Source organism: Solibacillus sp. FSL R7-0668 (genome assembly GCF_038006205.1).
GTDB lineage: Bacteria > Bacillota > Bacilli > Bacillales_A > Planococcaceae > Solibacillus.
In genome coordinates, this window is sequence record NZ_JBBOUU010000001.1 from 50,430 (window position 1) to 74,697 (window position 24,268).

Here is a 24,268-nt window from a genome sequence, read left to right on the forward strand (position 1 = left end):
AGAATCCGACTAATCTACTTTGCTAATAATTTCTGAATACAAGACCTGAATGAATTTTTTTATATTTACCCTTGCTTTACGTTGCCCACTTTTTTCGATTTGTTGCATTAAAAAACGAATATCCGTTAAGTCAAAATAGCGCGGTGTGTAATATTCGAATTCTGCGTTTGTATAGTCAACAATACCAAGATTGGCTAAGTTGATCATGGCGGCTAAAATAGTACGGCGCACGCGTTGTTCAATCGCTTTAATTTCTTTTGCGATATCATCAGGTGTTGTTTTTGTTAGCATTGCTACCCTCTCATATACTTCTTTTAACGGAGGAAGTGGTGCGATTTTATGTTTTTCGATCAGTAGCTGTTCAATAATGTTTATAATATCTTCACTACCGATTTCTGCTACAATGCCCATATCATTTAAAATCGTTTGAATATGTTCACGTGTTGTTTTTTGTGTATGTTTGATCTCAGGTACTTCAAAATTATTGAGTGATTGACGAATGGCTTGCAATGAATTTTTGAGGCGGTATTGCTCAGCTGTACGCTGTAATACCATTTTCACCTCGACTTTGTTAATAGGCTTATGAATAAAAAATTCGATTCCTTTTGCATAGCTCTCGGCAACCATTTCTTTATTGACGACTTGGGACAGCATAATAAAATGCCCTTTAAATCCACCTTGCAGTAAACGTTCGATCGTTTCAATTCCATCTAAGTTTGGCATTAATAAATCGATAAGGACAAATTCCGGCTGCATCAGTAAAACTTGAGGGATGGCTTCTAAACCATCCTTTGCTTCACCAATAACTGTACCGAGCTCACAATCATTAATAATGGCGCTAAGCATAGCGCGGCTCGCACGGTCATCATCCACGATAAAATAGCGCATATTAAAGCTCCTTTCTTAAATTAACTGTAGGAATATTGATGACAAAGCAAGTCGTAGTCTCACTTGCTACGGCAATCGTACCTTGTAGGTTTTCAATAATGGTTTTTGTATGAGATAGGCCAATTCCTGTAGATGCTAGGCCTTGCTCATTAAATTTGGATGTATAGCCAACATCAAAAATAATGGGCAGCAGCGCAGGCTCAATACCGACGCCGTTATCTTCAATAATAAAGGTTGTGATGTCTTCCTGAATTGATACACTAAGTGTAATAAACCCTTGCTTCGAAATGGCTTCGACCGCATTGGCCATGAGATTATTCAATATCGCTAATAGCGCGATATGTTCCTTTGTAATGAAATCATCTGGACAAATGAGTGTAAACGAAATGGTTTTCTTCAAATGCTTGGCATAGTTTTCATTTGCCTCTACGATAAAACTGAGTATATCGGACAAATAAAAATGTGTTTTATATTCGGTATCGGTAATTTTAGCAAGACCTGCATAAATGCGCTCATGATCCTTTTTTACTTCGTGAATTTCCTGTGCGATGGTCAGTGCTTCTTTACTAAGTGTGCTATCGAGCGGCATGAGCTTTTTATATAATTGATAGCTATTAGCAGTTAGCTGCTCGACTTGATTCATCGATTTTTGAATATAAAGTGCCTCTACATAAAGCTCGGAATGAATGGCAATTAATTGCTGTAGCTGCTTTTTTTGTTCGCTTAATGTAATCATGCTATACACGCCGACAACAAAATAACTACGTAATAAGCCGACAACAATAAATAGTAGAAACGAGGAAAAAGCTTCCTGTTCGTTGGCTAGTAGAAAATCAGTCGTAATATGCTCGGCTGTATTTGAAAGGACCTCAAAAGCTGTACCACAAAGGCCAAGTAATAACGGCTGTTTTTTTAATTCATCTAAATGAATAAGCTTAAAGCAAAGCGCGTACGTTAAATAAAAAACGCCAGCTGGCAAATGTTCCAGTAATTGCGCTGTAAAAGAAGCATCATAAAGCAGCATATCTATAATTGAACGCTCCATAATCACAAATATAGAAGTAATAATGCCGGTCCAAACAATCGGTAATGGCCGAATCAGTAAGGCAAAAAAGAAAATAACGGTCCCTAATCCAAAGCGAAAGGGCATATTTTCAAAAGGAATCATTTTAATTTCGCCACCAATAGAAGTGAACAAGGCAACGAGCATGATAAAAAACAATGTTTTAGTTACTTTTGTTCGTGATGGAATTGTTTCCAAACGGAATACCTCCTTTAATAGGAAGACTGAATAATTTATTGTACTAGAAAACAGCGAGTAAATACAAAAAAGTACTATTTCTTTGCACTAGAAATAGTACTTTTTTGTTAGATAACCTCGTAGTTTCTAAATTTGCAGACAAAAAAACCGTTACAGAGTCGTAACGGGTTAGGTTCAAAAGTGGAGGAGGTAGAGGGATTCGAACCCCCGCGCGGTGTTACCCGCCTGTCGGTTTTCAAGACCGATCCCTTCAGCCGAACTTGGGTATACCTCCATAATATAAGCTGTCTTTTCGACAAGATTTAATTTATCACGAATTAAAACGAGCGTCAATAATATTTGTGAAAATAAATTCAAACTTTTCGGTGGTGAATAAAATTTATTAAGTCATTTCATTGCTTTTTAGTGATGTGCTTAGTATACTAATACTTGCCGTGCTAGATGGGGAGGTAGCGGTGCCCTGTAACTTGCAATCCGCTCTAGCAAGATTGAATTCCTTTTCTGAGGCTGTCCGTATTGTTTGGTCTGCCTTTTGCACGTAGTGTTGACGGTTGGGTCCTGCGCAATGGGCACCCATGAACCATGTCAGGTCCGGAAGGAAGCAGCATTAAGTGGTCCCGCTCATGTGCCGCGGGGTAGCCTAACCTGAGCTGTCGACAGGAGTAACGCTTATGTGCGGCAGTCGAAGAAAGGTGCACGGTATTAATTTTACCAATAAACACGCATTCACTTTTAAAAGTGGGTGCGTTTTTTCTTTTTTAGCGAAAGTATAGTGGAGCAAACGTATAAGGATACAAGCGCTCTTTTTTGTCTTTTGTCCGTTAGATTTCAAAGAGTTTCGAATTACTTTATGCTATACTAAATGTATGTATTTTTAACGAAGGGAGAGGGAAAGGTTGACATATCAAGCGTTTTATCGTGTGTATCGTCCACAGTCGTTTCGTGAAATGTCAGGGCAAACACATGTAAAGAGAACCCTTCAAAATGCTCTCCTTGCTAGCAAGACTACGCATGCCTACTTATTCTCTGGCCCACGTGGTACCGGGAAAACAAGTACGGCGAAAATTTTTGCAAAAGCATTAAACTGCGAAAATGCACCTGCCAAAGAACCATGTAATGAATGCGCGACATGTATCAGCATCACAGAGGGCTCCCATACAGATGTTATTGAATTTGACGCGGCATCCAACTCACGTGTAGAAGAAATGCGCGACATTATTGAAAAAGTTCGCTTTGCACCAGCTGATGCGCGCTTTAAAGTGTACATTATCGATGAGGTGCATATGCTGTCTACAAGTGCTTTCAACGCGTTATTAAAGACGTTAGAGGAACCACCTGAGCACGCGGTCTTTATTTTGGCGACGACCGAGCCACATAAGCTACCAGCAACGATTATTTCACGCTGCCAACGCTTTGACTTTAAGAGACTTTCTTCTATAGATATAGTTGAACGTATGAAAGTTGTGTTAGAGGATATCAGTATGGGCTATGACGAACAAGCGTTAAAGGCGATTGCACAGGCTTCAGCAGGGGGAATGCGAGATGCACTAAGCTTGCTGGATCAAGTCGTTTCCTTTAGTAATGAATCCGTGCAACTGGAAGATGTACTTCTTGTTACAGGTTCAGTGAGTCAAGATGCCTTTTATGAAATCGCACAATCACTTCAGCAAAAAGAAGTTGCACAAGTATTAAGTCGTGTGGAACAGCTTATTTCAGATGGTAAGGAACCGTTACGTTTAGCAGAGGACTTTATTACATTTTTCCGTGATTTACTCCTACTCAAGACAGATGGAACGCTAGAGGATTTACTAGAATTTATTTCTCCTGAAGAAAAGTTCGTGCTGTTAGCGCAACAATTTGATGCAGATATGCTTTATGGATTTATTGATATTTTGGCAAAAACGCAACAAGAAATGCGTTTTTCACATCATACGAAAATCTATTTAGAAACAGCTCTATTAAAAATGGCACAGTATAAAGCGGCTGCTCATACACAGGCGGTAGCACTGGACCCAGCATTAGAAGGAAAAGTAGCCTCACTTGAAAATCGTTTAGGACAGCTTTCTCAGCAATTACAAAATGGCGGAAGTCCAGCTACGGCTAAAGTGCAACCTCGTCAGCGCGTACGTCCACAGGGGAATCAGTACAATGCACCAACTGGTCGTATTCAAGAGGTACTCAAAACAGCAACCAAATCGGATTTACAAAAAATAAAATCAACTTGGGCGCTTGGCTTATCAAGCTTACAAAAATCACAGGCAGCGTTACTTGCGGATGCAGAACCTGTAGCGGCAAATGCAAGTGCTTTTGTGGTAAAATTCAAGTATGATATACATTGTCAAATGGTAGCAGACAACAATGCACTTGTGGCGTCATTTACAGGTCGTATCGCTTCAGAAGCGGGTGTACAGTATGAATTACTATGTATTCCAGAACAAGCATGGGGCACATTGCGAGAAAATTTCATTCGCGATAACGGTTTAGATCAAAAAAATCCAGCGCAAAATGACTCAGCAGATGGATTAGTAGAAGAACCAGCCTTTGCCGATGAAGCCGAACTTAATGCAGCACAAGATCCACTCGTTACAGAAGCCGAAAAGCGATTTGGAAAAGACTTTGTTGATGTTGTCGAAGAATAATTTCATAATTTAAGGAGGAATTTTAATATGCGTGGTATGGGTAATATGCAAGGTATGATGAAAAAAATGCAAAAGATGCAAAAAGAGATGGTTGAGGCACAAGAGGCATTAAACGCACAAACATTTGAAGGCGCTGCTGGCGGCGGTATGGTGAAAGTTGTAATGAACGGCCAACGCCAAATGTTAGAAATCAATCTAGATGATTCTGTAGTAGATCCAGAAGATATCGAAATGCTACAAGACTTAATCGTAATCGCTACAAACGAAGCATTGAAAAAAGTTGAAGAAACAACAAACTCAACGATGGGTAAATTCACACAAGGAATGAACCTTCCTTTCTAATTTGAATCGTGTAACAAGTAACGCACATCTCATTATTTTGGGATGTGCCTTTTTAAAGGAGGGAAATAGATGCACTATCCAGAGCCAATATCTAGATTAATTGATAGTTTTATGAAGTTACCAGGAATCGGACCCAAAACAGCAGCCCGTTTAGCCTTTCATGTATTAACGATGAAGGAAGATACAGTCACAACATTTGCCAAAGCTTTAGTGGATGCAAAGCGTAATTTGATGTACTGCTCACAATGCGGTCATATTACTGATATCGATCCATGTCATATTTGTTCTGATAAACAGCGCGATGTTACTACAATTTGTGTTGTACAAGACCCAAAGGACGTTATTGCTATGGAAAAAATGCGCGATTATCAAGGATTGTATCATGTATTACATGGGGCAATTTCACCGATGGATGGCGTAGGTCCTGAAGATATTAATGTGGCCTCTTTATTAGGTCGCTTACATGACGAGCGTGTACAAGAGCTAATATTAGCGACAAACCCAACAATAGAAGGGGAAGCAACGGCTATGTATATTTCACGTCTCGTAAAACCATCAGGCATTCGTACTACACGTATTGCACATGGATTACCGGTAGGCGGAGATTTAGAATATGCAGACGAAGTAACATTATCAAAAGCATTGGAAGGCCGTCGCGAATTATAATCAGGAGGCTACATGGATGTTGTTCTCGCGTAAAGGGAAACTAAAAAAAGAGTTCGATGAAAAACTAGTTTCTTCTATTAAAGAAACAAAAGAAACATTACAAAGCGCAAAAGTATTTGAAGAATTAATGGATGACTATAATTTAGATGTCATTGCTGAACGAAAAAAAGCCGAAAGCATTCATTTTTACTTATATAAAGAAGCGCGTGTACGTCGTGTATTAATTAAATAAAGATTATAGAAATAAGAAACAAGCCGCTCGCATAAGCTACCATTAAAAAAACGAGGATGGTGCTGTGCGTTACATAGTAATCGCGATGTGTTTTGTTTTCTTATTTCTTTTTTTTATGAACAAAGAGTCCCGGGGGAAAGTAATTGAATATTTTGCGTGGTTCTGGTTCAAATTTGCTGCAGTTATTGCTTTATTATTTGTTATTAACTATGTTTTTAGCTTTGTGAAATGGGGGATTCAACTACCGGTCAACCTATTTTCCGTAGTAACAATCACGATTTTAGGACTTCCAGGCATTATTTGTGTAAGTTTTTTAGTGATAATGAAAAAAATTTAATAAAAGGGGTTGCGATACTAAATAAATAGTGGTATATTATTATAAGTCGCAAGGACGACATACAATATCGATTGAATCATTAAAATAAAGTGTTGACATAACACTTTAAAGATGATAAGATATAAAAGTTGTCATAAACGACAATGATATGAACCTTGAAAACTGAACAAGCAACGTTAATGAATACAGCTTCTTAAATGAAGCGAAAATGATTTCTAACTTAATAGTTAGAATCGCTAGCAAAGCAAATGAGCTTTCAAACTACTTTTATGGAGAGTTTGATCCTGGCTCAGGACGAACGCTGGCGGCGTGCCTAATACATGCAAGTCGAGCGAATGAATAGAGAAGCTTGCTTCTCTATGATTTAGCGGCGGACGGGTGAGTAACACGTGGGTAACCTGCCCTATAGACTGGGATAACTTCGGGAAACCGGAGCTAATACCGGATAATACTTTGAACCACATGGTTTAAAGTTGAAAGATGGTTTTGCTATCACTATAGGATGGACCCGCGGCGCATTAGCTAGTTGGTGAGGTAACGGCTCACCAAGGCAACGATGCGTAGCCGACCTGAGAGGGTGATCGGCCACACTGGGACTGAGACACGGCCCAGACTCCTACGGGAGGCAGCAGTAGGGAATCTTCCACAATGGACGAAAGTCTGATGGAGCAACGCCGCGTGAGTGAAGAAGGATTTCGGTTCGTAAAACTCTGTTGCAAGGGAAGAACAAGTAGCGTAGTAACTGGCGCTACCTTGACGGTACCTTGTTAGAAAGCCACGGCTAACTACGTGCCAGCAGCCGCGGTAATACGTAGGTGGCAAGCGTTGTCCGGAATTATTGGGCGTAAAGCGCGCGCAGGTGGTTCCTTAAGTCTGATGTGAAAGCCCCCGGCTCAACCGGGGAGGGTCATTGGAAACTGGGGAACTTGAGTGCAGAAGAGGATAGTGGAATTCCAAGTGTAGCGGTGAAATGCGTAGAGATTTGGAGGAACACCAGTGGCGAAGGCGACTGTCTGGTCTGTAACTGACACTGAGGCGCGAAAGCGTGGGGAGCAAACAGGATTAGATACCCTGGTAGTCCACGCCGTAAACGATGAGTGCTAAGTGTTGGGGGGTTTCCGCCCCTCAGTGCTGCAGCTAACGCATTAAGCACTCCGCCTGGGGAGTACGGTCGCAAGACTGAAACTCAAAGGAATTGACGGGGGCCCGCACAAGCGGTGGAGCATGTGGTTTAATTCGAAGCAACGCGAAGAACCTTACCAGGTCTTGACATCCCATTGACCACTGTAGAGATACAGTTTTCCCTTCGGGGACAACGGTGACAGGTGGTGCATGGTTGTCGTCAGCTCGTGTCGTGAGATGTTGGGTTAAGTCCCGCAACGAGCGCAACCCTTGTTCTTAGTTGCCATCATTTAGTTGGGCACTCTAAGGAGACTGCCGGTGATAAACCGGAGGAAGGTGGGGATGACGTCAAATCATCATGCCCCTTATGACCTGGGCTACACACGTGCTACAATGGACGGTACAAACGGTTGCCAACCCGCGAGGGGGAGCTAATCCGATAAAACCGTTCTCAGTTCGGATTGTAGGCTGCAACTCGCCTACATGAAGCCGGAATCGCTAGTAATCGCGGATCAGCATGCCGCGGTGAATACGTTCCCGGGCCTTGTACACACCGCCCGTCACACCACGAGAGTTTGTAACACCCGAAGTCGGTGAGGTAACCTTTTGGAGCCAGCCGCCGAAGGTGGGATAGATGATTGGGGTGAAGTCGTAACAAGGTAGCCGTATCGGAAGGTGCGGCTGGATCACCTCCTTTCTAAGGATATATTCGGAAACCTTCTCTTGGAGAAGGGGCTCATTAACGTTTGCTGTTCAGTTTTGAAGGTTCATTCTTAGTTGAATGAAATACTTCAAAACTTCGTTCTTTGAAAACTGGATAAAACGACATTGATAAGTAATAAACAAACATAGATCAAGAAATTGATCGTGCAATATCCTTAAAATCTTACTTTTTAAGTAAGTTTAACTTTTGGTTAAGTTAATAAGGGCGCACGGTGGATGCCTTGGCACTAGGAGTCGATGAAGGACGGCACTAACACCGATATGCCTCGGGGAGCTGTAAGTAAGCTTTGATCCGGGGATTTCCGAATGGGGGAACCCACTATCTTTAATCGGATAGTATCTACACGTGAATACATAGCGTGATGAGGACAGACGCAGGGAACTGAAACATCTAAGTACCTGCAGGAACAGAAAGAAAATTCGATTCCCTGAGTAGCGGCGAGCGAAACGGGAAGAGCCCAAACCAAAGAGCTTGCTCTTTGGGGTTGTAGGACACTCTATACGGAGTTACAAAAGAATGATTTAGGCGAAGCGACTTGGAAAGGTCCGCAAGAGAAGGTAACAGCCCTGTAGCCAAAAAGTCATTCCCTCCAGAGTGGATCCTGAGTACGGCGGAACACGTGAAATTCCGTCGGAATCCGGGAGGACCATCTCCCAAGGCTAAATACTACCTAGTGACCGATAGTGAACCAGTACCGTGAGGGAAAGGTGAAAAGCACCCCGGAAGGGGAGTGAAATAGAACCTGAAACCGTGTGCCTACAAGTAGTTAGAGCCCGTTAATGGGTGATAGCGTGCCTTTTGTAGAATGAACCGGCGAGTTACGATTACGTGCGAGGTTAAGTTGAGAAGACGGAGCCGCAGCGAAAGCGAGTCTGAATAGGGCGAATTAGTATGTAGTCGTAGACCCGAAACCAGGTGATCTACCCATGTCCAGGATGAAGGTGAGGTAACACTTACTGGAGGTCCGAACCCACGTACGTTGAAAAGTGCGGGGATGAGGTGTGGGTAGCGGAGAAATTCCAATCGAACTTGGAGATAGCTGGTTCTCTCCGAAATAGCTTTAGGGCTAGCCTCGTGATGAAGAATACCGGAGGTAGAGCACTGTTTGGACTAGGGGGGCATCTCGCTTTACCGAATTCAGACAAACTCCGAATGCCGGATATTTATACACGGGAGTCAGACTGCGAGTGATAAGATCCGTAGTCAAGAGGGAAACAGCCCAGACCACCAGCTAAGGTCCCAAAGTAATCGTTAAGTGGAAAAGGATGTGGCGTTGCTTAGACAACCAGGATGTTGGCTTAGAAGCAGCCATCATTTAAAGAGTGCGTAATAGCTCACTGGTCGAGTGACGCTGCGCCGAAAATGTATCGGGGCTAAACGATTCACCGAAGCTGTGGATGCATACCGTTGGTATGCGTGGTAGGAGAGCGTTCTAAGGGCGTTGAAGTCAGACCGGAAGGACTGGTGGAGCGCTTAGAAGTGAGAATGCCGGTATGAGTAGCGAAACATGGGTGAGAATCCCATGCACCGTATGACTAAGGTTTCCTGAGGAAGGCTCGTCCGCTCAGGGTTAGTCGGGACCTAAGCCGAGGCCGATAGGCGTAGGCGATGGACAACAGGTTGATATTCCTGTACTACCTCCCCACCGTTTGAGAAATGGGGGGACGCAGTAGGGTAGGGTAAGCAGAGCGTTGGTTGTCTCTGTTCAAGCAGTAAGGTGTGTGCGTAGGCAAATCCGCGTACTGTAACATTGAGCTGTGATGACGACTCCGTATGGAGGAAGTTCCTGATCTCACACTGCCAAGAAAAGCCTCTATCGAGGTGGGAGGTACCCGTACCGCAAACCGACACAGGTAGTCGAGGAGAGAATCCTAAGGTGTGCGAGAGAACTCTCGTTAAGGAACTCGGCAAAATGACCCCGTAACTTCGGGAGAAGGGGTGCTCTTGAGCGTGCAAGCGCACGAGAGCCGCAGTGAATAGGCCCAGGCGACTGTTTAGCAAAAACACAGGTCTCTGCAAAACCGTAAGGTGACGTATAGGGGCTGACGCCTGCCCGGTGCTGGAAGGTTAAGAGGAGTGGTTAGCGCAAGCGAAGCTGCGAATTGAAGCCCCAGTAAACGGCGGCCGTAACTATAACGGTCCTAAGGTAGCGAAATTCCTTGTCGGGTAAGTTCCGACCCGCACGAAAGGCGTAACGATCTGGGCACTGTCTCAACGAGAGACTCGGTGAAATTATAGTACCTGTGAAGATGCAGGTTACCCGCGACAGGACGGAAAGACCCCGTGGAGCTTTACTGTAGCTTGATATTGAATTTTGGTACAACTTGTACAGGATAGGTAGGAGCCAGAGATCTCGGAGCGCCAGCTTCGAAGGAGGCGTCGGTGGGATACTACCCTGGTTGTATTGAACTTCTAACCCATGCCCCTTAGCGGGGTAGGAGACAGTGTCAGGCGGACAGTTTGACTGGGGCGGTCGCCTCCTAAAAGGTAACGGAGGCGCCCAAAGGTTCCCTCAGAATGGTTGGAAATCATTCGCAGAGTGTAAAGGCATAAGGGAGCTTGACTGCGAGACCTACAAGTCGAGCAGGGTCGAAAGACGGGCTTAGTGATCCGGTGGTTCCGCATGGAAGGGCCATCGCTCAACGGATAAAAGCTACCCCGGGGATAACAGGCTTATCTCCCCCAAGAGTCCACATCGACGGGGAGGTTTGGCACCTCGATGTCGGCTCATCGCATCCTGGGGCTGTAGTCGGTCCCAAGGGTTGGGCTGTTCGCCCATTAAAGCGGTACGCGAGCTGGGTTCAGAACGTCGTGAGACAGTTCGGTCCCTATCCGTCGTGGGCGTAGGAAATTTGAGAGGAGCTGTCCTTAGTACGAGAGGACCGGGATGGACACACCGCTGGTGTACCAGTTGTCTTGCCAAAGGCATCGCTGGGTAGCTATGTGTGGACGGGATAAGTGCTGAAAGCATCTAAGCATGAAGCCCCCCTCAAGATGAGATTTCCCATTACGCAAGTAAGTAAGACCCCTGAAAGACGATCAGGTAGATAGGTTCGAGGTGGAAGTGTGGCGACACATGTAGCTGACGAATACTAATCGGTCGAGGACTTAACCACATGTTTACGAACATCAATGAAACGTTTATCCAGTTTTGAAAGAATGAATCTTTCAACTTAATCTAGTGATGATGGCAAAGAGGTCACACCCGTTCCCATACCGAACACGGAAGTTAAGCTCTTTAGCGCCGATGGTAGTTGGGGGTTTCCCCCTGTGAGAGTAGGACATCGCTAGGTCATTGGAAAGCCACTGAGCAATCAGTGGTTTTTTTGTGCATAAAAAAAGGAAATATGAATTATATGACTTTGCACTGATCGAATGGCGAGATTGATCACGTCTTAGGGATGATAGTTGTAATGCAATCAGAGCTGACTGAAGGCAAAAGCTTTTCTACTCGAAATGATATGCACAAATTCTGATCAGGTGACCTCACTTATGGCTTTGGCTAATTGGAGATTTCTTTATATCTTATGGGTATACTAATTTTTAATTCCGATGATGCCATGATTTTAAATAATTTAAGTAGAGATTTTTGTAAGTAATCTTGACGTTGCAAATCGCTTCGTCAATTTTTTCGATTTTCTTTCATTGTTTTTGATAGCTTATCACTTGCTCTAATGGAAAATTTTGTGTTTGATTGCTCTTTCATTTTAAAGGTTATAATAAGTTGTTCTTCTACTAATTTTGCCTGCAGTTTCTTTAGATTTTGCAAATTTCATGGGACCTAGTTTTAGGAGTTGGATGCGGCTGACGATTCCTTTATTATCTGTTTAAAACTGAAGGCAGTAATAGAAAGTATTAATTTAAATAGCTCGTTCCTAATATAAATCCCCTTCCAGGAGTGTATTTATTATACTTAAGGAAGTCGATTCTCTATATGATTCAATCATAGCAAGGGCGCTTAATAAACCATATTTCTCTACCACTTATATGTGTAAGTCATAGAAAAACAGTTGGAAATCAAGTATGGTAAGCATAATAATATAAGAAAGCGAGGTAATATTGTATGGAGAAAATTAGAATTGAAAATGTCCTTTCTGAACAGGTGAAAAAAGTTGGGAAAGCATATTCACGTGAAAAAATGGATATGTTGACGATTCAGCTACAAACGGGTCAGCAAGTACCTGCACATAATGCAAAAGAAACGGTTGTTGTGATTGTGCGTTCAGGAGAAGTGAAGTTTGATATTGAGGGCAAGGAACAGTTGCTAACAGCAGAGGATGTATTAATTATAGAACCACTTGAAATGCATAGCCTACAAGCTGTGACGAATGTTGATTTAATCGTTATGAAGTTCGCCATATAATTAAAAGGGCGTGTCTAGGGTGAATGTAGACACGGCTCTTGATGCTTTCCGTTTCACAGAATGTATATACCATCATAAATCCCACAAGCTTCTGATGAGGTGAACAGATAAAATTTATTTGTTTACTGCCATCAGAAGCTTTTTAATGGGTAAAAAACAATTTGCTGAGAGCATTGAAATAACTCTCGTAAAGCCCTTTTCAATTTTTCTATTAATTCACCGTTTCAACATAGTCGGATGTCCTATGCCATCTTATAATAGAAGTACAATCACAAATGAGGTGAACAAAATGAAAAACGAGCGACCAATCGTTCAAGCATTAAAAACATTTATCGCAAATGAACCATTATCACTTCATGTGCCAGGTCATAAAAATGGTTTGCTTTCACAATTACCAAACGAGATAAAACGAGCTTTGACATATGATGTAACGGAACTAACAGGATTAGACGATTTTCATCATCCTGAAGAAGCTATTTTACAGGCAGAACAATTACTGGCACAAACATATGGTGCGAATCGTAGCTTCTTTTTAGTAAATGGGTCAACGGTAGGGAATTTGGCGATGATTTATGCAATATGTAAGCAAGGGGACACAGTACTTGTTCAGCGGAATGCGCATAAGTCAATTTTTCATGCGTTACAGCTAGTGGGTGTGAAACCAATTTATCTGGCGCCAAAGTGGGATGAAAACAGTGAGACGGCAGGTTGTGTTGAACGAGTTACGTTAACGGATGCCATCGAGCGTTACCCCTATGCGAAGGCAGCCATCTTTACATATCCAACGTATTATGGTGTGACTGCTCGTGATTTCAAACAGCAAATCGAAGCTTGTCATGCAGCGAGAATTCCGGTGTTAGTTGATGAAGCACATGGTGCACATTTCACCGTTACAGAAAAGCTTCCAACTTCGGCATTAGATTTAGGAGCAGATGTCGTTGTACAATCTGCGCATAAAACATTGCCTGCTATGACGATGGCATCATTTTTGCATGTGAAATCACAGCTTGTGAGTGAAGAAAAGGTGAATCATTATTTGCGTATGCTACAATCAAGTAGTCCGTCGTATTTGTTGCTTGCGTCATTAGATGATGCACGTAGCTATGTGGCACATTATACGGAAAGTGACTTTGATTATTTGATGGATAAGCGTCAGCAATTTATCGAATCATTAACGACATCTACACAATTACAGGTGATAGAGGTAGATGATGCGTTGAAATTATTAGTACGGGCCCCGGGATATACAGGCTTTGAATTGAAAGAGGCACTAGAAAAGGTGCGTGTCTATGTAGAGTTGGCAGATGCTACGCAGGTTTTGCTCATCTTACCGTTATTAAAGCATGGGGATAGTTATCCATTTGCCGATTTACGCATTCGTATGAAAGAGGCGCTTATTTACTTGAAGGACCAGCCATATAAAGAGCAAGTAGTGCAATATGCGAATTTCGACATGGTGGCCATTACGAGCCCAGAATATACATTTGAGGAAATTGAACAGGCTCAAAAAGAGTGGGTACCTTATATGCGCGCTATTGGACGTATTGCAGCAGCAACGATTATCCCCTATCCACCAGGCATTCCGCTATTTGTACCGGGAGAAAAAATAACCGTTGCAAAATTGAGTCAGCTAGAAGAATTATTAGCAATCGGAGCGACATTCCAAGGGGAGCATCGATTACTAGAAAAGCTGATATTTGTCATAAAATAAGTGCTAGGAGAATACTATATATGCAAAGAAGTTTATTTATTACGTTTGAGGGCGGCGAGGGAGCCGGAAAAACGAGTGTATTAAAGGCGATTGGTGAACGTTTAAACAACCGCACAGATATTTTATTTACGCGTGAACCTGGAGGCATTGAAATCGCTGAGAAAATTCGGTCCGTTATTTTAGATCCAGCGCATACAGCAATGCATGAAAGGACAGAGGCGCTACTTTATGCGGCAGCACGTTCGCAGCATTTTTATCAAAAGGTAATTCCCGCGTTAGAAAGCGGTCAGCATGTATTATGTGACCGCTTTATTGATTCGTCTTTAGCATATCAAGGTTATGCACGTGGTATTGGGATTGAGGATGTATTGGCAATCAATGAATTTGCAATAGGTAAGCGCATGCCAGATATGACAATTTTCTTTGATATTGCACCAGAAAAAGGCCTGGCGCGTATTCAAGCGACACGTACAGATGAAATAAACCGGCTAGATGCGGAAGGGTTAGCATTCCATCACAAAGTGTACGAAGGATATGAAATTGTCATGGCACGTTATCCGGAACGTTTCAAAGTGATCAATGCGGATCAGCCACTAGAGCAAGTGATTGAAGAGGTATGGATGATTTTAAATCCAATATTAGGGTAAAAGTAAATGAAGTGTAGCTTTTATTTATGATATAATAGAGGCACCAATTCAATGAAGGGGTGAGTACGGATGAAATTAGTAGTAGCTGTAGTGCAAGACCAAGATAGCAACCGTCTATCAAATGCATTAACAAAAAATAATTATCGTGCGACGAAATTAGCGAGTACAGGTGGTTTTTTACGATCTGGAAATACGACATTTTTAATTGGTACGGATGATACTTTAATCCCGAAATTATTAGAGATTATTCGTGAAAACTGTCGATCACGCGAGCAAATGGTTGCTCCTGTGTCGCCAATGGGAGGAAACGCCGATTCCTACATCCCGTACCCTGTTGAAGTTGAAGTTGGGGGAGCAATTGTCTTTGTTTTACCAATCGAGCAGTTCCATCATTTTTAATTTCTTATTAAAAGAAATTAAGTCTCTGGCAAATGTCAAATGAAATGAGACACAACGATGCCGAGGCCTATTTGATTTTTGGAGGCGTTAGGTAAATGAAAATAAATCAAGATCTCCGGATGAATTTAAACCCGAATCAAAATATACGTCAAAATAATCAAACGAATAATCGCTTCGGTGAAATGGTCGTAAAACAAGGTTCGAAAATGCAAACGGAGCAATTAACGAGACTATTAGGTGATATTTCAGCAGCTGGTGATCGTGTCGCTCGCTCTCGTAATTTACGCGAATTAGCGCGCTTTAAAATGCTCGTGAAGCGCTTTTTACAAGAGGCGGTTGATTATGGTCTAGAAATGAAGCAATCCCATACATGGAATCGTTTCGGTGAAGGACGTCGCCTAAAAATTGTCGAAACAGTCGATGAGCATTTAGTCGAGCTAGCTGAGGATATTTTAAATGAAGAAAAAGAGTCGATTGAATTATTAGCCAAAATTGGCGAGATTAAAGGACTTTTAATTAATCTGTATATGTAAAATGCGCCCGTGTCTTTGTTGTGCACTAGACACGGGCTTTTTTCTAGCAGAACCTATAGATTTGAATGGTACGGTACATACGACCTTATAGGGATAAATTTTAGCAACAAACGAAAAAGGTGAAGGAAATGACACGAACAATAGAACAGCTAACGAAGCTTCAGCCTGTAGTTATGAAGCAGCTACAAACGATTGTCGAAAAAAATCGATTAGCGCATGCTTATATTTTTGAAGGCGAAAAAGGTACGGGCAAACGCGATGTTGTCTCGTTTTTTATGAAACTTCTCCTTTGTGGAAATTTGTCAAATAATGTTCCATGTGAAACATGTCGAAATTGCCGAAGAATTGATTCGGGTAATCACCCAAATATTAAGCAAGTCGAGCCGGACGGGCAGTTTATTAAAATTGATCAAGTGCGGGATCTCCTTGCTGAAATGAAAATGACAGGTGTTGAAGAAGGTAAGAAAATTTATGTGCTACATCATGCCGATAAATTAAATGTTGCCTCAGCGAATATGCTATTAAAGTTTTTAGAGGAGCCAGATGGACAAGTTGTGGCGATTCTATTAACCGAGCAAATTCAAGCGATAATCCCAACAATTCGCTCGCGTTGTCAGCATATAAAATTTGCGAGGGCACCGCGAGAAACATTGGTTGAAAGCCTAGAAAGTCAAGGCGTAACCGCTTCGATGGCAGCGACATTAAGCATGGTAACAAATGATCTAGATACAGCATTTGAGCTCTCTAAAGATGAGCAGTTTTTACTTGCACGAAAAACAGTGTTAAAATTAGTAGAGATCGTTCATCAAAATGTTCATGAAGCTTTACTATTCGTACATGACGAATGGTTGCCTCTTTTCAAAGAGAAAGAGGCAATGGAACAGGCACTCGATTTGTTATTGTTTGCGTATCGTGATATGGTAGCGATTAAAGCAAATCAAAACTCGACGTGCACATATCCTGATATGTATCAACGCTTTAATGACATCACATTGACATTAACGTATGATAAATTATCACGCCAATTGCAGTCTGTATTACAAGCGCGTGCGAATTTAAATCGTAATATGAATCGTACGTTGTTGATGGAACAGCTAATGCTGAATCTTCAGGAGGGGTACACATTTGTATAATGTAGTCGGAGTTCGCTTTAAAAAAGCGGGTAAAATATATTATTTTGATCCAGCAGCTTATATTTTAGAGGTTGGAGAATATGTCATCGTAGAAACTGCACGCGGTATTGAATATGGCAAGGTAGTTGTGCCAATGCGTCAAGTCGGAGAAAATGACGTTGTTTTACCATTAAAGCAAGTTGTTCGCCCTGCCGATGAGCGCGATCGTTTTCAAGTAGAAGAAAACGCAATTGAGTCCAAGCGCGCGTTTGACTTAGCGAGTACGAAAATTATTGAACACTCGCTTGAAATGAAGCTTGTTGACGTAGAATATACATTTGATCGTAATAAAATTATTTTCTATTTTACAGCAGAGGGACGTGTCGATTTTCGCGAGCTTGTCAAAGATTTAGCAAGTGTTTTCCGCACACGTATCGAACTGCGTCAAATTGGTGTACGTGATGAGGCCAAATTACTTGGTGGTATTGGACCTTGTGGAAGAATGCTATGCTGTTCGACATTTTTAGGGGATTTCGATCCGGTGTCGATTAAAATGGCTAAGGACCAAAATTTATCACTAAACCCAACGAAAATTTCCGGGCTTTGCGGTCGCTTAATGTGCTGCTTAAAGTATGAAAATGACGATTACGAAATCGCCAAAGAAGGTATGCCAGATATCGGTGAAATAACAATGACTCCAGAAGGTGAAGGAAAAGTTGTTGGTTTAAATGTATTAGAACGATTAATTCAAGTATATTTAACGAAGCATGAGCGTATGGTTGAATATACACTTGAAGAGTTATTGCAAGGTGAGAAAAATCTTATATAGATAGAAATTAATGGGGTGGCTTGCGTGAAGGACCGTAATTTTTTAGATACTGTTATGGAGTTCGAACAACAGCTTGAATCAATGCAGCAGCAATTTAATGCGTTAAAGCAATTTGTTGCGCATATGATGGAGGAGCATCAGACGCTTCAAACGGAAAACCTTCACCTACGTACGCGTTTAGAGGAGCTATTAGCCAAAGAGGTAAGTGCAAATCCACAAAAAACGGAACTGAAAAAAGAGTCCGTGGATATTGGAGAGGGCTACGACAATTTAGCAAGGCTTTATAACGAAGGCTTCCACGTCTGTCATGTGCATTTCGGGGGCTCACGTAAAGGTGAAGATTGTTTGTTCTGTCTATCATTTTTAAATAAACAAAATGGTTAACGAAGGGGGTGTCCGAGAAATATTTCTGGGACACCTCCTTGTTAATGGAAGATGTATTTATGGAGGATATAATAGTGGAAAAATGGTTAAAAGAGGATGAGCGCTTAGACTATTTACTTGCAGAAAACTTGCGGATTATTCAAAGTCCATCTGTTTTTTCTTTTTCATTAGATGCGGTATTATTGGCGCGTTTCGTGCAAATTCCAAAAAATAAAGGGCATATTGTTGATCTCTGTTCCGGCAATGGGGTAATTCCATTATTTTTAAGTGCCAGAACGAAGGCAAAAATTACCGGGGTTGAATTGCAGCCGCGGCTACATGATATGGCGACGCGCAGTATTGCCTACAATCAACTAGAACACCAAATTGAGATGCAGCTCGGTGATGTGAACGACGCTCCGAAAACATTAGGCATTGAAAAATATGACGTGGTGACTTGTAACCCACCGTACTTTTTAGCACATGAACTAAGTGAAAAAAATACGAGTGAGCATTATGCGATTGCGCGACACGAAATTCATTTAACATTAGAGCAGGCAGTAGAAGCCTCCAGTCGCTTATTAAAGCAAGGCGGGAAGGTGGCATTTGTACATCGACCAGGACGTTTAATAGATATCATAATGGCCATGCGTGCCAATCGATTAGAACCAAAACGTATTCAATTTGTCTATCCGAAGCGTGGTAAGGAAGCGAATACACTGTTGATTGAGGCAATGAAAGATGGTAAGCCCGATTTGAAAGTGTTACCTCCGCTTTATGTATATGAAGACAATAATGAATACACGCCAGAAGTGAGGGCGTTATTATATGGCGACGAAAACTGAGCATTATTTTTATGTGCTGGAATGTAGGGATGCCTCGCTGTATGCGGGGTATACGAATAATTTAGAAAAGCGAATAACCGCGCATAATGCAGGCAAGGGTGCGAAATATACACGTGCACGTGGCCCGGTAAAATGTGTGTACTATGAAACATTTGATACGAAACAGCAAGCAATGTCAGCAGAATATGCCTTTAAACAATTAACACGGGCAAAAAAGCTCGAATATATGAGGAGGGTGCATGATGAAATCGCAGAAAAGTAGCCAGCATGAACAGGGTAGTTGCTTATATTTAGTGGCAACGCCGATTGGCAATTTAGAAGATATGACAATGCGTGCACTACGTATTTTAAAAGAAGTGGATATCATTGCAGCAGAGGATACACGTAATACGAGAAAACTTTGTAACTATTTTGATATTCAAACGCCGCTAATAAGTTATCATGAGCATAACTTAGAAGTAGGTGGCGAAAAATTATTAGCACTTTTGCGTGAAGGGAAATCGGTCGCGCTTGTTAGTGATGCAGGATTGCCTTGTATATCAGATCCAGGAGCAGATATTGCAGCAAAGGCAATTGCAGAAGATTTTGCTGTTGTCCCCATCCCAGGAGCGAATGCTGCATTAACCGCACTGATTGCATCAGGGATTACACCGCAGCCCTTTTATTTCTTTGGTTTTTTAAATCGTAATAAAAAGGACCGTCGTGAACAGCTTGAAAAATTAAGCAAGCGAGAAGAAACACTTTTATTTTATGAAGCACCGCATCGTTTAAAAGAGACATTAAAGGATTTGCATCTTGTTCTTGGCAATCGTCAAATAACATTAGCGCGGGAATTAACGAAGAAATTTGAAGAATTTTTACGTGGTTCGATCGAAGAAGCCATTGAATGGGCAAGCACCAATGAAATTCGCGGTGAGTTTTGTGTCGTTGTTGAAGGGAATACCTCGGGTGAAATTGAAGAAGAAGACAATTATTGGACAGACCTGACATTAGAGCAACATGTAAACTATATAATAGAAGAAACTCAAGTATCTTCTAAAGAGGCAATTAAAGAAGTCGCGAAATTGCGCGGGCTTTCGAAAAGAGATGTCTATAACGACTACCATCGCGAGTAATAACATCATGGAAAAAAGTACTATTTTTTCAAAACAACTTGCATAAAATAAACACCATGATATGATAGAGATAAATTAAATAGCACTGATAACACTAGGGGCGCCATTTGGCTGAGAAGCACCCTTTGAACCGGATCTAGTTAGGACTAGCGTAGGGAAGTGAGGCATGTTGATAGGATACGTATACATTCCCCACTCACGAAAATGAGTGGGTTTTTTATTTGTCTAAGAAATTGAATAGATTGTTAAACTACTGGGGGCGCCATTGGCTGAGAAGCACCCTTTGAACCGGATCTAGTTAGGACTAGCGTAGGGAAGTAGTTTCGCGTGTATGGATAGATCACATATGCAACGAAACCATTTCCGATTTGAGGAAGTGGTTTTTATTTTGATAATTATTGGTTAAGAATAAGGAGGAACACATCATGCAAGTAAAAACAGAAAAATTTACAGATCGACTTTTTAGAAATGTACAGCCTATTTGGGAGGCGAATCATCAACACCCATTTGTACAGGAGCTTGGAAAGGGGACACTTGATAAGGAGCAATTTATCCAATACATGAAGCAAGATTATGTGTATTTAATGGAGTATGCCAAGCTATTCGCTATTGCCTCTGTGAAATCGACAGATCTTGACATGATGGCGAAATTTGCAGCCATCTTAAATGACACCCTCCATTTTGAAATGGATTTGCATCGCCAATTTGCAGCTGAATTTGGGATTACGGCGCAAGATTTAGAGGCGACTGAGCCAACACCTGCCAACCTAGCCTATACAAATTATATGTTAAATGCTGCACAGAGCGGTAGTTTAGCAGAAGTAGTAGCATGTCTTTTACCTTGTGCATGGGATTATTGGGAAATTGGCAAGCTGTTAAGAGCGCAGTACGGTCATGATTTAGCGAATAACCCTTATGCGAAATGGATTAAAACCTATGATTCAGAGGAATTTGGCAATGGTGCAAAATGGTTAATTGATGTCATGGACGAACTAGCGGATGGCAAGCCTGAACGAGAGCTTGCCCAATTAGAAAAGCATTTCCAAATGACATCGAAGTACGAGTATTTATTTTGGGATATGAACTATCACAAACAGGATTGGCCGATTTAGTTTGGTTGAGTAGGTGATAAAAATGGTAATTAGCATACAGCACGTAACCTATGCTTTTGAGCAGGACGCCCCGCCTGTCTTCACGAATCTGAATTTGGATATCAAGCAGGGAGAATTCGTATCAATCATTGGTAGAAGTGGGACAGGGAAAAGCACTATTTTTAAATTGATGACGGGACTACTGACACCAGATGAGGGGCAAATTCTGATGGATAATCGCCAAATAGCCCCGGGTGATGTTGGGTTTATGCCACAAAAGGATTTGCTCTTACCATGGCGCACCATTTTGGAAAATGTCATGATTGCAGCAGAAATTCAAAACAATGCTATGCTCACAAAAGAACAAGCGATTGTCTGGCTGGAGCGGGTGGGCTTAAAGGATTATGTACATGCCTATCCAAAGGAATTATCAGGTGGCATGAGACAGCGTGCAGCATTTTTAAGAGCGCTTTTAACAGGCAAAGAGGTGCTATTACTGGATGAACCCTTTGGCGCGTTGGATACCTTTACGAAAAAGGAAATGCAAACTTGGCTCTTGTCGATGTGGCAGCAACTAAAGAAAACGGTGCTCTTTATTACCCATGATTTAGAGGAAGCGATTTTATTAAGCGATCGCATTATCATATTGCATCAAGATAAAAGCATAGAGGAAATCACTGTTAATTTGCCAAGACCTCGCATGAATGAAATGAGTTATTCGGAAACGGGGATTGCTCTAAGAAGAATGCTAGAAAGGAAGATTTCTAGTGAAATGGATTAGCAGATGGTTTCAACAGTACGCTTTATTCCTCCTGTTTTTGATGAGTATGCTTGTTATCTTTGAAGTTCTCGTGAGGCAAGGGATGGTTCCGAGCTTTATTATCCCAGCTCCAACAGGGGTTTTGCAGACAATCATCGACAATTGGCACGTCTTATTTTTCGTGCACTTAAAGGCCACGACCATCGAATTTTTCATCGGTTTTGTCATAACGGTTCTACTAGGTGTGTCTCTTGCGATGGCGATGTTTTGTTTTAAGTCGGTCGAAAAAGTGATGTATCCGGCTGTCATCATTTCGCAAATGATTCCAATCATTGCCCTTTCACCGATCTTTGTTCTTTGGTTTGGCTATTCAATTTGGAGTAAGGTAGCTGTAACGGTGCTTATTTCATTTTTCCCGATTGTCGTGAGTACCTATGATGGGTTAAGAGCGTGCGATAAAGATTATATTGAGTTATTTCGCTCGATGGGTGCGACCCGTAAGCAAATTTTTCTAAAGCTACATATTCCGATGGCATTGCCGTCCTTTTTCTCAGGCTTTAAAATGGCGATTGTCTTTGCATTAGTCGGGGCAACGATTGGCGAGTGGCTAGGTGCAAGTGAGGGACTTGGCTATTATAGCCGAAGAATGTCAGGAAATTTGAATGCAGAAGGTGTTTTTGCAGCGATTACATTATTAACGATTTTAGGAATTCTACTATTTGCTTTGGCCACATGGATCGAGCGAATGGTTCTTAGAAAATGGAAATATGATAATTAAAGGAGAAACAGAAAATGAAAAGTTGGAAATGGCTTGTTAGTGTGCTGTTGCTTGCTATGATGTTAGTGGGCTGTAGCAATGATAAAGCAGGATCTGAAAATGAACAATCCGAATTAGAGAAACTATCAATCATGCTAGATTGGTATCCAAACGCGGTACACTCGGCACTTTATGTAGCAAAGGAAAAGGGTTATTTTGAGGAGCAAGGCTTGGATGTGGAAATTCAAATGCCCGCAGATACAAATGATCCATTAAAGCTCGCTGCAACAGGGAAGGTTGATTTGGCTATTAGCTATCAAAGCCAAGTTGTTCAATCAAGAGCAGAGGAAATACCGGTTGTATCAGTTGCAGCGTATGTTCGCCATTCGCTTGACTCCATTATGATGAAAAAAGCAGCGGGTATTGATTCACCGAAGGATTTAGAAGGAAAAAGTGTGGGCTATCCATCTACCGTCATAACAGAAGCCGTAATAAAAACGATGGTAGAGCATGATGGTGGGGATTTTAGCAAAGTGAAAATGACTGATGTCGGATGGGATTTAATTCCTGCAGTGGCGACAGATAAAGTCGATGCCATCGGGGGCGGTTATATTAACCATGAATTAGTGCTACTCGATAAAGAAGGCTACGAAATGGAAGCTTTCCGATTAAATGATTTTGGGGTACCAGATAATTACGAGCTTGTTGTTGTAGCGGGTGAAGAAACCTTTAACGAAAAAAAGGCATCTATCGAGAAGTTTTGGCAGGCGGTGACAAAAGGGCAACAGTTTGTAAAGGAAGATCCAGAAGCGGGCTTACAAATTCTATTGGCCAATGAAAATGCAGATTCTACATTAGATCCAGAAGTAGAAGCAGAAAGTTTAAAAATTCTACTACCATTAATGGAGGATGAGGGTGTGCCATTTGGCTATCAAGAAGTAGCAAGTTGGCAGAGCGTGGCGGATTGGCTACATGAAGCCGGCGTTATTGACGCAAAGGTCGATCCACAACAATTTGTAGAAAATATCGTTTCCAAATAGTGGTGGAAAGGTAGCTTTCATACGGGTAGAGCTAGAAAGTTAACGTATATGGCGATTCTTGTAGTTTTTCTAATGGAAAAAATAGCATAAAATGAAAGGCAATCAAAGGTCTACTAGAGACTTTTGATTGCCTTTTATTAATCAAGAGTGTGTATGATGCAAACTCTTGATTTTTTATTTTGAAAGTCTTAAAAAAAGACAAAATTATTTTTGTAGGTTTGCTTGAATTTCTTTCATTAATGTTTCTGCACCTTCATTAGATAAAATTAATTTACCGCCTACTAAGCGCATATTGTTATCAGAAACTTCACCTGTCACTGCACAAGTCATGTTAGGCATATATTTTTTTAAGATGATTTTGTCATCATCTACATATATTTCCAATGCATCCTTTTCTGCAATTCCTAATGTACGGCGTAATTCGATTGGAATAACGACACGACCTAATTCGTCTACTTTACGTACGATACCTGTTGATTTCATATTGATATT

The 24,268-nt window shown here is 41.6% G+C and carries 23 protein-coding genes, 1 tRNA gene, 3 rRNA genes, 1 other RNA gene and 2 riboswitches; of the genes, 24 read left to right on the forward strand and 4 right to left on the reverse strand.

Annotation, left to right across the window (positions count from 1 at the left end):
* Positions 1–9: 9 nt before the first annotated feature.
* The 3 genes from MKX47_RS00205 to MKX47_RS00215 all read right to left on the reverse strand — a co-directional run bounded on the left by MKX47_RS00205 (position 10) and on the right by MKX47_RS00215 (position 2,423).
* On the reverse strand, positions 10–888 hold the full coding sequence (locus MKX47_RS00205; RefSeq protein WP_340769910.1) for a response regulator: 879 nt from the start codon (positions 886–888) through the stop codon (positions 10–12).
* Between the two features lies 1 nt (position 889).
* The gene (locus MKX47_RS00210; RefSeq protein WP_340769912.1) at positions 890–2,149 is read right to left on the reverse strand and encodes an ATP-binding protein; all 1,260 of its coding nucleotides are present in this window, start codon (positions 2,147–2,149) and stop codon (positions 890–892) included.
* Positions 2,150–2,330: 181 nt separating this feature from the next.
* A tRNA-Ser gene (locus MKX47_RS00215) sits at positions 2,331–2,423 on the reverse strand.
* 158 nt (positions 2,424–2,581) lie between these two features.
* Here MKX47_RS00215 and ffs point away from each other — a divergent pair.
* The 24 genes from ffs to MKX47_RS00335 all read left to right on the forward strand — a co-directional run bounded on the left by ffs (position 2,582) and on the right by MKX47_RS00335 (position 23,776).
* An RNA gene (ffs, locus tag MKX47_RS00220) (signal recognition particle sRNA large type) lies at positions 2,582–2,849 on the forward strand.
* A 196-nt stretch (positions 2,850–3,045) separates the two neighbouring features.
* Positions 3,046–4,788 carry a DNA polymerase III subunit gamma/tau gene (dnaX, locus tag MKX47_RS00225; protein WP_340769914.1) on the forward strand — a complete coding sequence of 581 codons (1,743 nt, stop codon included), beginning with the start codon at positions 3,046–3,048 and terminating at the stop codon, positions 4,786–4,788.
* Between the two features lie 27 nt (positions 4,789–4,815).
* Positions 4,816–5,130 (forward strand): YbaB/EbfC family nucleoid-associated protein, encoded by a 315-nt coding sequence (locus tag MKX47_RS00230; protein WP_340769915.1) that lies wholly within the window; start codon positions 4,816–4,818, stop codon positions 5,128–5,130.
* Between the two features lie 69 nt (positions 5,131–5,199).
* Positions 5,200–5,796, forward strand: a complete 597-nt coding sequence (recR, locus tag MKX47_RS00235; protein WP_274308696.1) for a recombination mediator RecR — start codon at positions 5,200–5,202, stop codon at positions 5,794–5,796.
* Positions 5,797–5,812: 16 nt separating this feature from the next.
* The gene (locus MKX47_RS00240; protein ID WP_340769919.1) at positions 5,813–6,028 is read left to right on the forward strand and encodes a YaaL family protein; all 216 of its coding nucleotides are present in this window, start codon (positions 5,813–5,815) and stop codon (positions 6,026–6,028) included.
* Between the two features lie 85 nt (positions 6,029–6,113).
* Complete coding sequence (locus tag MKX47_RS00245) at positions 6,114–6,365, forward strand: pro-sigmaK processing inhibitor BofA family protein (RefSeq protein WP_340777667.1); 252 nt, start codon at positions 6,114–6,116, stop codon at positions 6,363–6,365.
* 266 nt (positions 6,366–6,631) lie between these two features.
* Positions 6,632–8,184: ribosomal RNA gene (locus tag MKX47_RS00250) — 16S ribosomal RNA — on the forward strand.
* Positions 8,185–8,399: 215 nt separating this feature from the next.
* A 23S ribosomal RNA gene (locus MKX47_RS00255) occupies positions 8,400–11,327 on the forward strand.
* Positions 11,328–11,388: 61 nt separating this feature from the next.
* A 5S ribosomal RNA gene (gene rrf / locus MKX47_RS00260) occupies positions 11,389–11,504 on the forward strand.
* Together the 16S, 23S and 5S rRNA genes form the textbook arrangement of a ribosomal RNA operon.
* A gap of 770 nt (positions 11,505–12,274) precedes the next feature.
* Positions 12,275–12,574 (forward strand): cupin domain-containing protein, encoded by a 300-nt coding sequence (locus MKX47_RS00265; protein WP_340769920.1) that lies wholly within the window; start codon positions 12,275–12,277, stop codon positions 12,572–12,574.
* A gap of 289 nt (positions 12,575–12,863) precedes the next feature.
* Complete coding sequence (locus tag MKX47_RS00270) at positions 12,864–14,285, forward strand: aminotransferase class I/II-fold pyridoxal phosphate-dependent enzyme (protein ID WP_340769922.1); 1,422 nt, start codon at positions 12,864–12,866, stop codon at positions 14,283–14,285.
* Positions 14,286–14,305: 20 nt separating this feature from the next.
* The gene (gene tmk, locus MKX47_RS00275; protein WP_340769924.1) at positions 14,306–14,932 is read left to right on the forward strand and encodes a dTMP kinase; all 627 of its coding nucleotides are present in this window, start codon (positions 14,306–14,308) and stop codon (positions 14,930–14,932) included.
* Between the two features lie 69 nt (positions 14,933–15,001).
* Complete coding sequence (locus tag MKX47_RS00280) at positions 15,002–15,331, forward strand: cyclic-di-AMP receptor (protein ID WP_340769927.1); 330 nt, start codon at positions 15,002–15,004, stop codon at positions 15,329–15,331.
* Between the two features lie 95 nt (positions 15,332–15,426).
* Positions 15,427–15,864: a YaaR family protein gene (locus tag MKX47_RS00285; RefSeq protein ID WP_340769929.1), complete on the forward strand. Its 438-nt coding sequence runs from the start codon at positions 15,427–15,429 to the stop codon at positions 15,862–15,864.
* A gap of 128 nt (positions 15,865–15,992) precedes the next feature.
* Complete coding sequence (gene holB, locus MKX47_RS00290) at positions 15,993–16,997, forward strand: DNA polymerase III subunit delta' (RefSeq protein ID WP_340769931.1); 1,005 nt, start codon at positions 15,993–15,995, stop codon at positions 16,995–16,997.
* Positions 16,990–17,805 (forward strand): PSP1 domain-containing protein, encoded by an 816-nt coding sequence (locus tag MKX47_RS00295; RefSeq protein ID WP_340769933.1) that lies wholly within the window; start codon positions 16,990–16,992, stop codon positions 17,803–17,805. The genes holB and MKX47_RS00295 overlap by 8 nt, the downstream gene beginning before the upstream one ends.
* A gap of 24 nt (positions 17,806–17,829) precedes the next feature.
* Entirely contained in the window at positions 17,830–18,189 is a 360-nt protein-coding gene (yabA, locus tag MKX47_RS00300; protein WP_340769934.1) for a DNA replication initiation control protein YabA, read from the forward strand.
* A gap of 74 nt (positions 18,190–18,263) precedes the next feature.
* Positions 18,264–19,013: a tRNA1(Val) (adenine(37)-N6)-methyltransferase gene (locus MKX47_RS00305; RefSeq protein WP_340769936.1), complete on the forward strand. Its 750-nt coding sequence runs from the start codon at positions 18,264–18,266 to the stop codon at positions 19,011–19,013.
* Positions 18,997–19,275 carry a GIY-YIG nuclease family protein gene (locus MKX47_RS00310; RefSeq protein ID WP_340769938.1) on the forward strand — a complete coding sequence of 93 codons (279 nt, stop codon included), beginning with the start codon at positions 18,997–18,999 and terminating at the stop codon, positions 19,273–19,275. Before MKX47_RS00305 ends, MKX47_RS00310 begins: the two co-directional genes overlap by 17 nt.
* Positions 19,256–20,128 (forward strand): 16S rRNA (cytidine(1402)-2'-O)-methyltransferase, encoded by an 873-nt coding sequence (gene rsmI / locus MKX47_RS00315; RefSeq protein ID WP_340777669.1) that lies wholly within the window; start codon positions 19,256–19,258, stop codon positions 20,126–20,128. Before MKX47_RS00310 ends, rsmI begins: the two co-directional genes overlap by 20 nt.
* An 86-nt stretch (positions 20,129–20,214) precedes the next feature.
* A riboswitch (TPP riboswitch) is annotated at positions 20,215–20,303 on the forward strand.
* 70 nt (positions 20,304–20,373) lie between these two features.
* A riboswitch (TPP riboswitch) is annotated at positions 20,374–20,461 on the forward strand.
* A gap of 92 nt (positions 20,462–20,553) precedes the next feature.
* Positions 20,554–21,240, forward strand: coding sequence for a thiaminase II (gene tenA / locus MKX47_RS00320; RefSeq protein ID WP_340769940.1), 687 nt, complete (start codon positions 20,554–20,556; stop codon positions 21,238–21,240).
* A 22-nt stretch (positions 21,241–21,262) separates the two neighbouring features.
* Positions 21,263–22,000, forward strand: coding sequence for an ABC transporter ATP-binding protein (locus tag MKX47_RS00325; protein ID WP_340769942.1), 738 nt, complete (start codon positions 21,263–21,265; stop codon positions 21,998–22,000).
* An 82-nt stretch (positions 22,001–22,082) separates the two neighbouring features.
* The gene (locus MKX47_RS00330) at positions 22,083–22,757 is read left to right on the forward strand and encodes an ABC transporter permease (protein ID WP_340769944.1); all 675 of its coding nucleotides are present in this window, start codon (positions 22,083–22,085) and stop codon (positions 22,755–22,757) included.
* A gap of 14 nt (positions 22,758–22,771) precedes the next feature.
* Positions 22,772–23,776 (forward strand): ABC transporter substrate-binding protein, encoded by a 1,005-nt coding sequence (locus MKX47_RS00335; protein WP_340769945.1) that lies wholly within the window; start codon positions 22,772–22,774, stop codon positions 23,774–23,776.
* A 204-nt stretch (positions 23,777–23,980) separates the two neighbouring features.
* Here the strand turns inward: MKX47_RS00335 and MKX47_RS00340 are convergent, their stop codons facing one another.
* Entirely contained in the window at positions 23,981–24,259 is a 279-nt protein-coding gene (locus MKX47_RS00340; RefSeq protein WP_340769946.1) for an AbrB/MazE/SpoVT family DNA-binding domain-containing protein, read from the reverse strand.
* Positions 24,260–24,268: the final 9 nt, after the last annotated feature.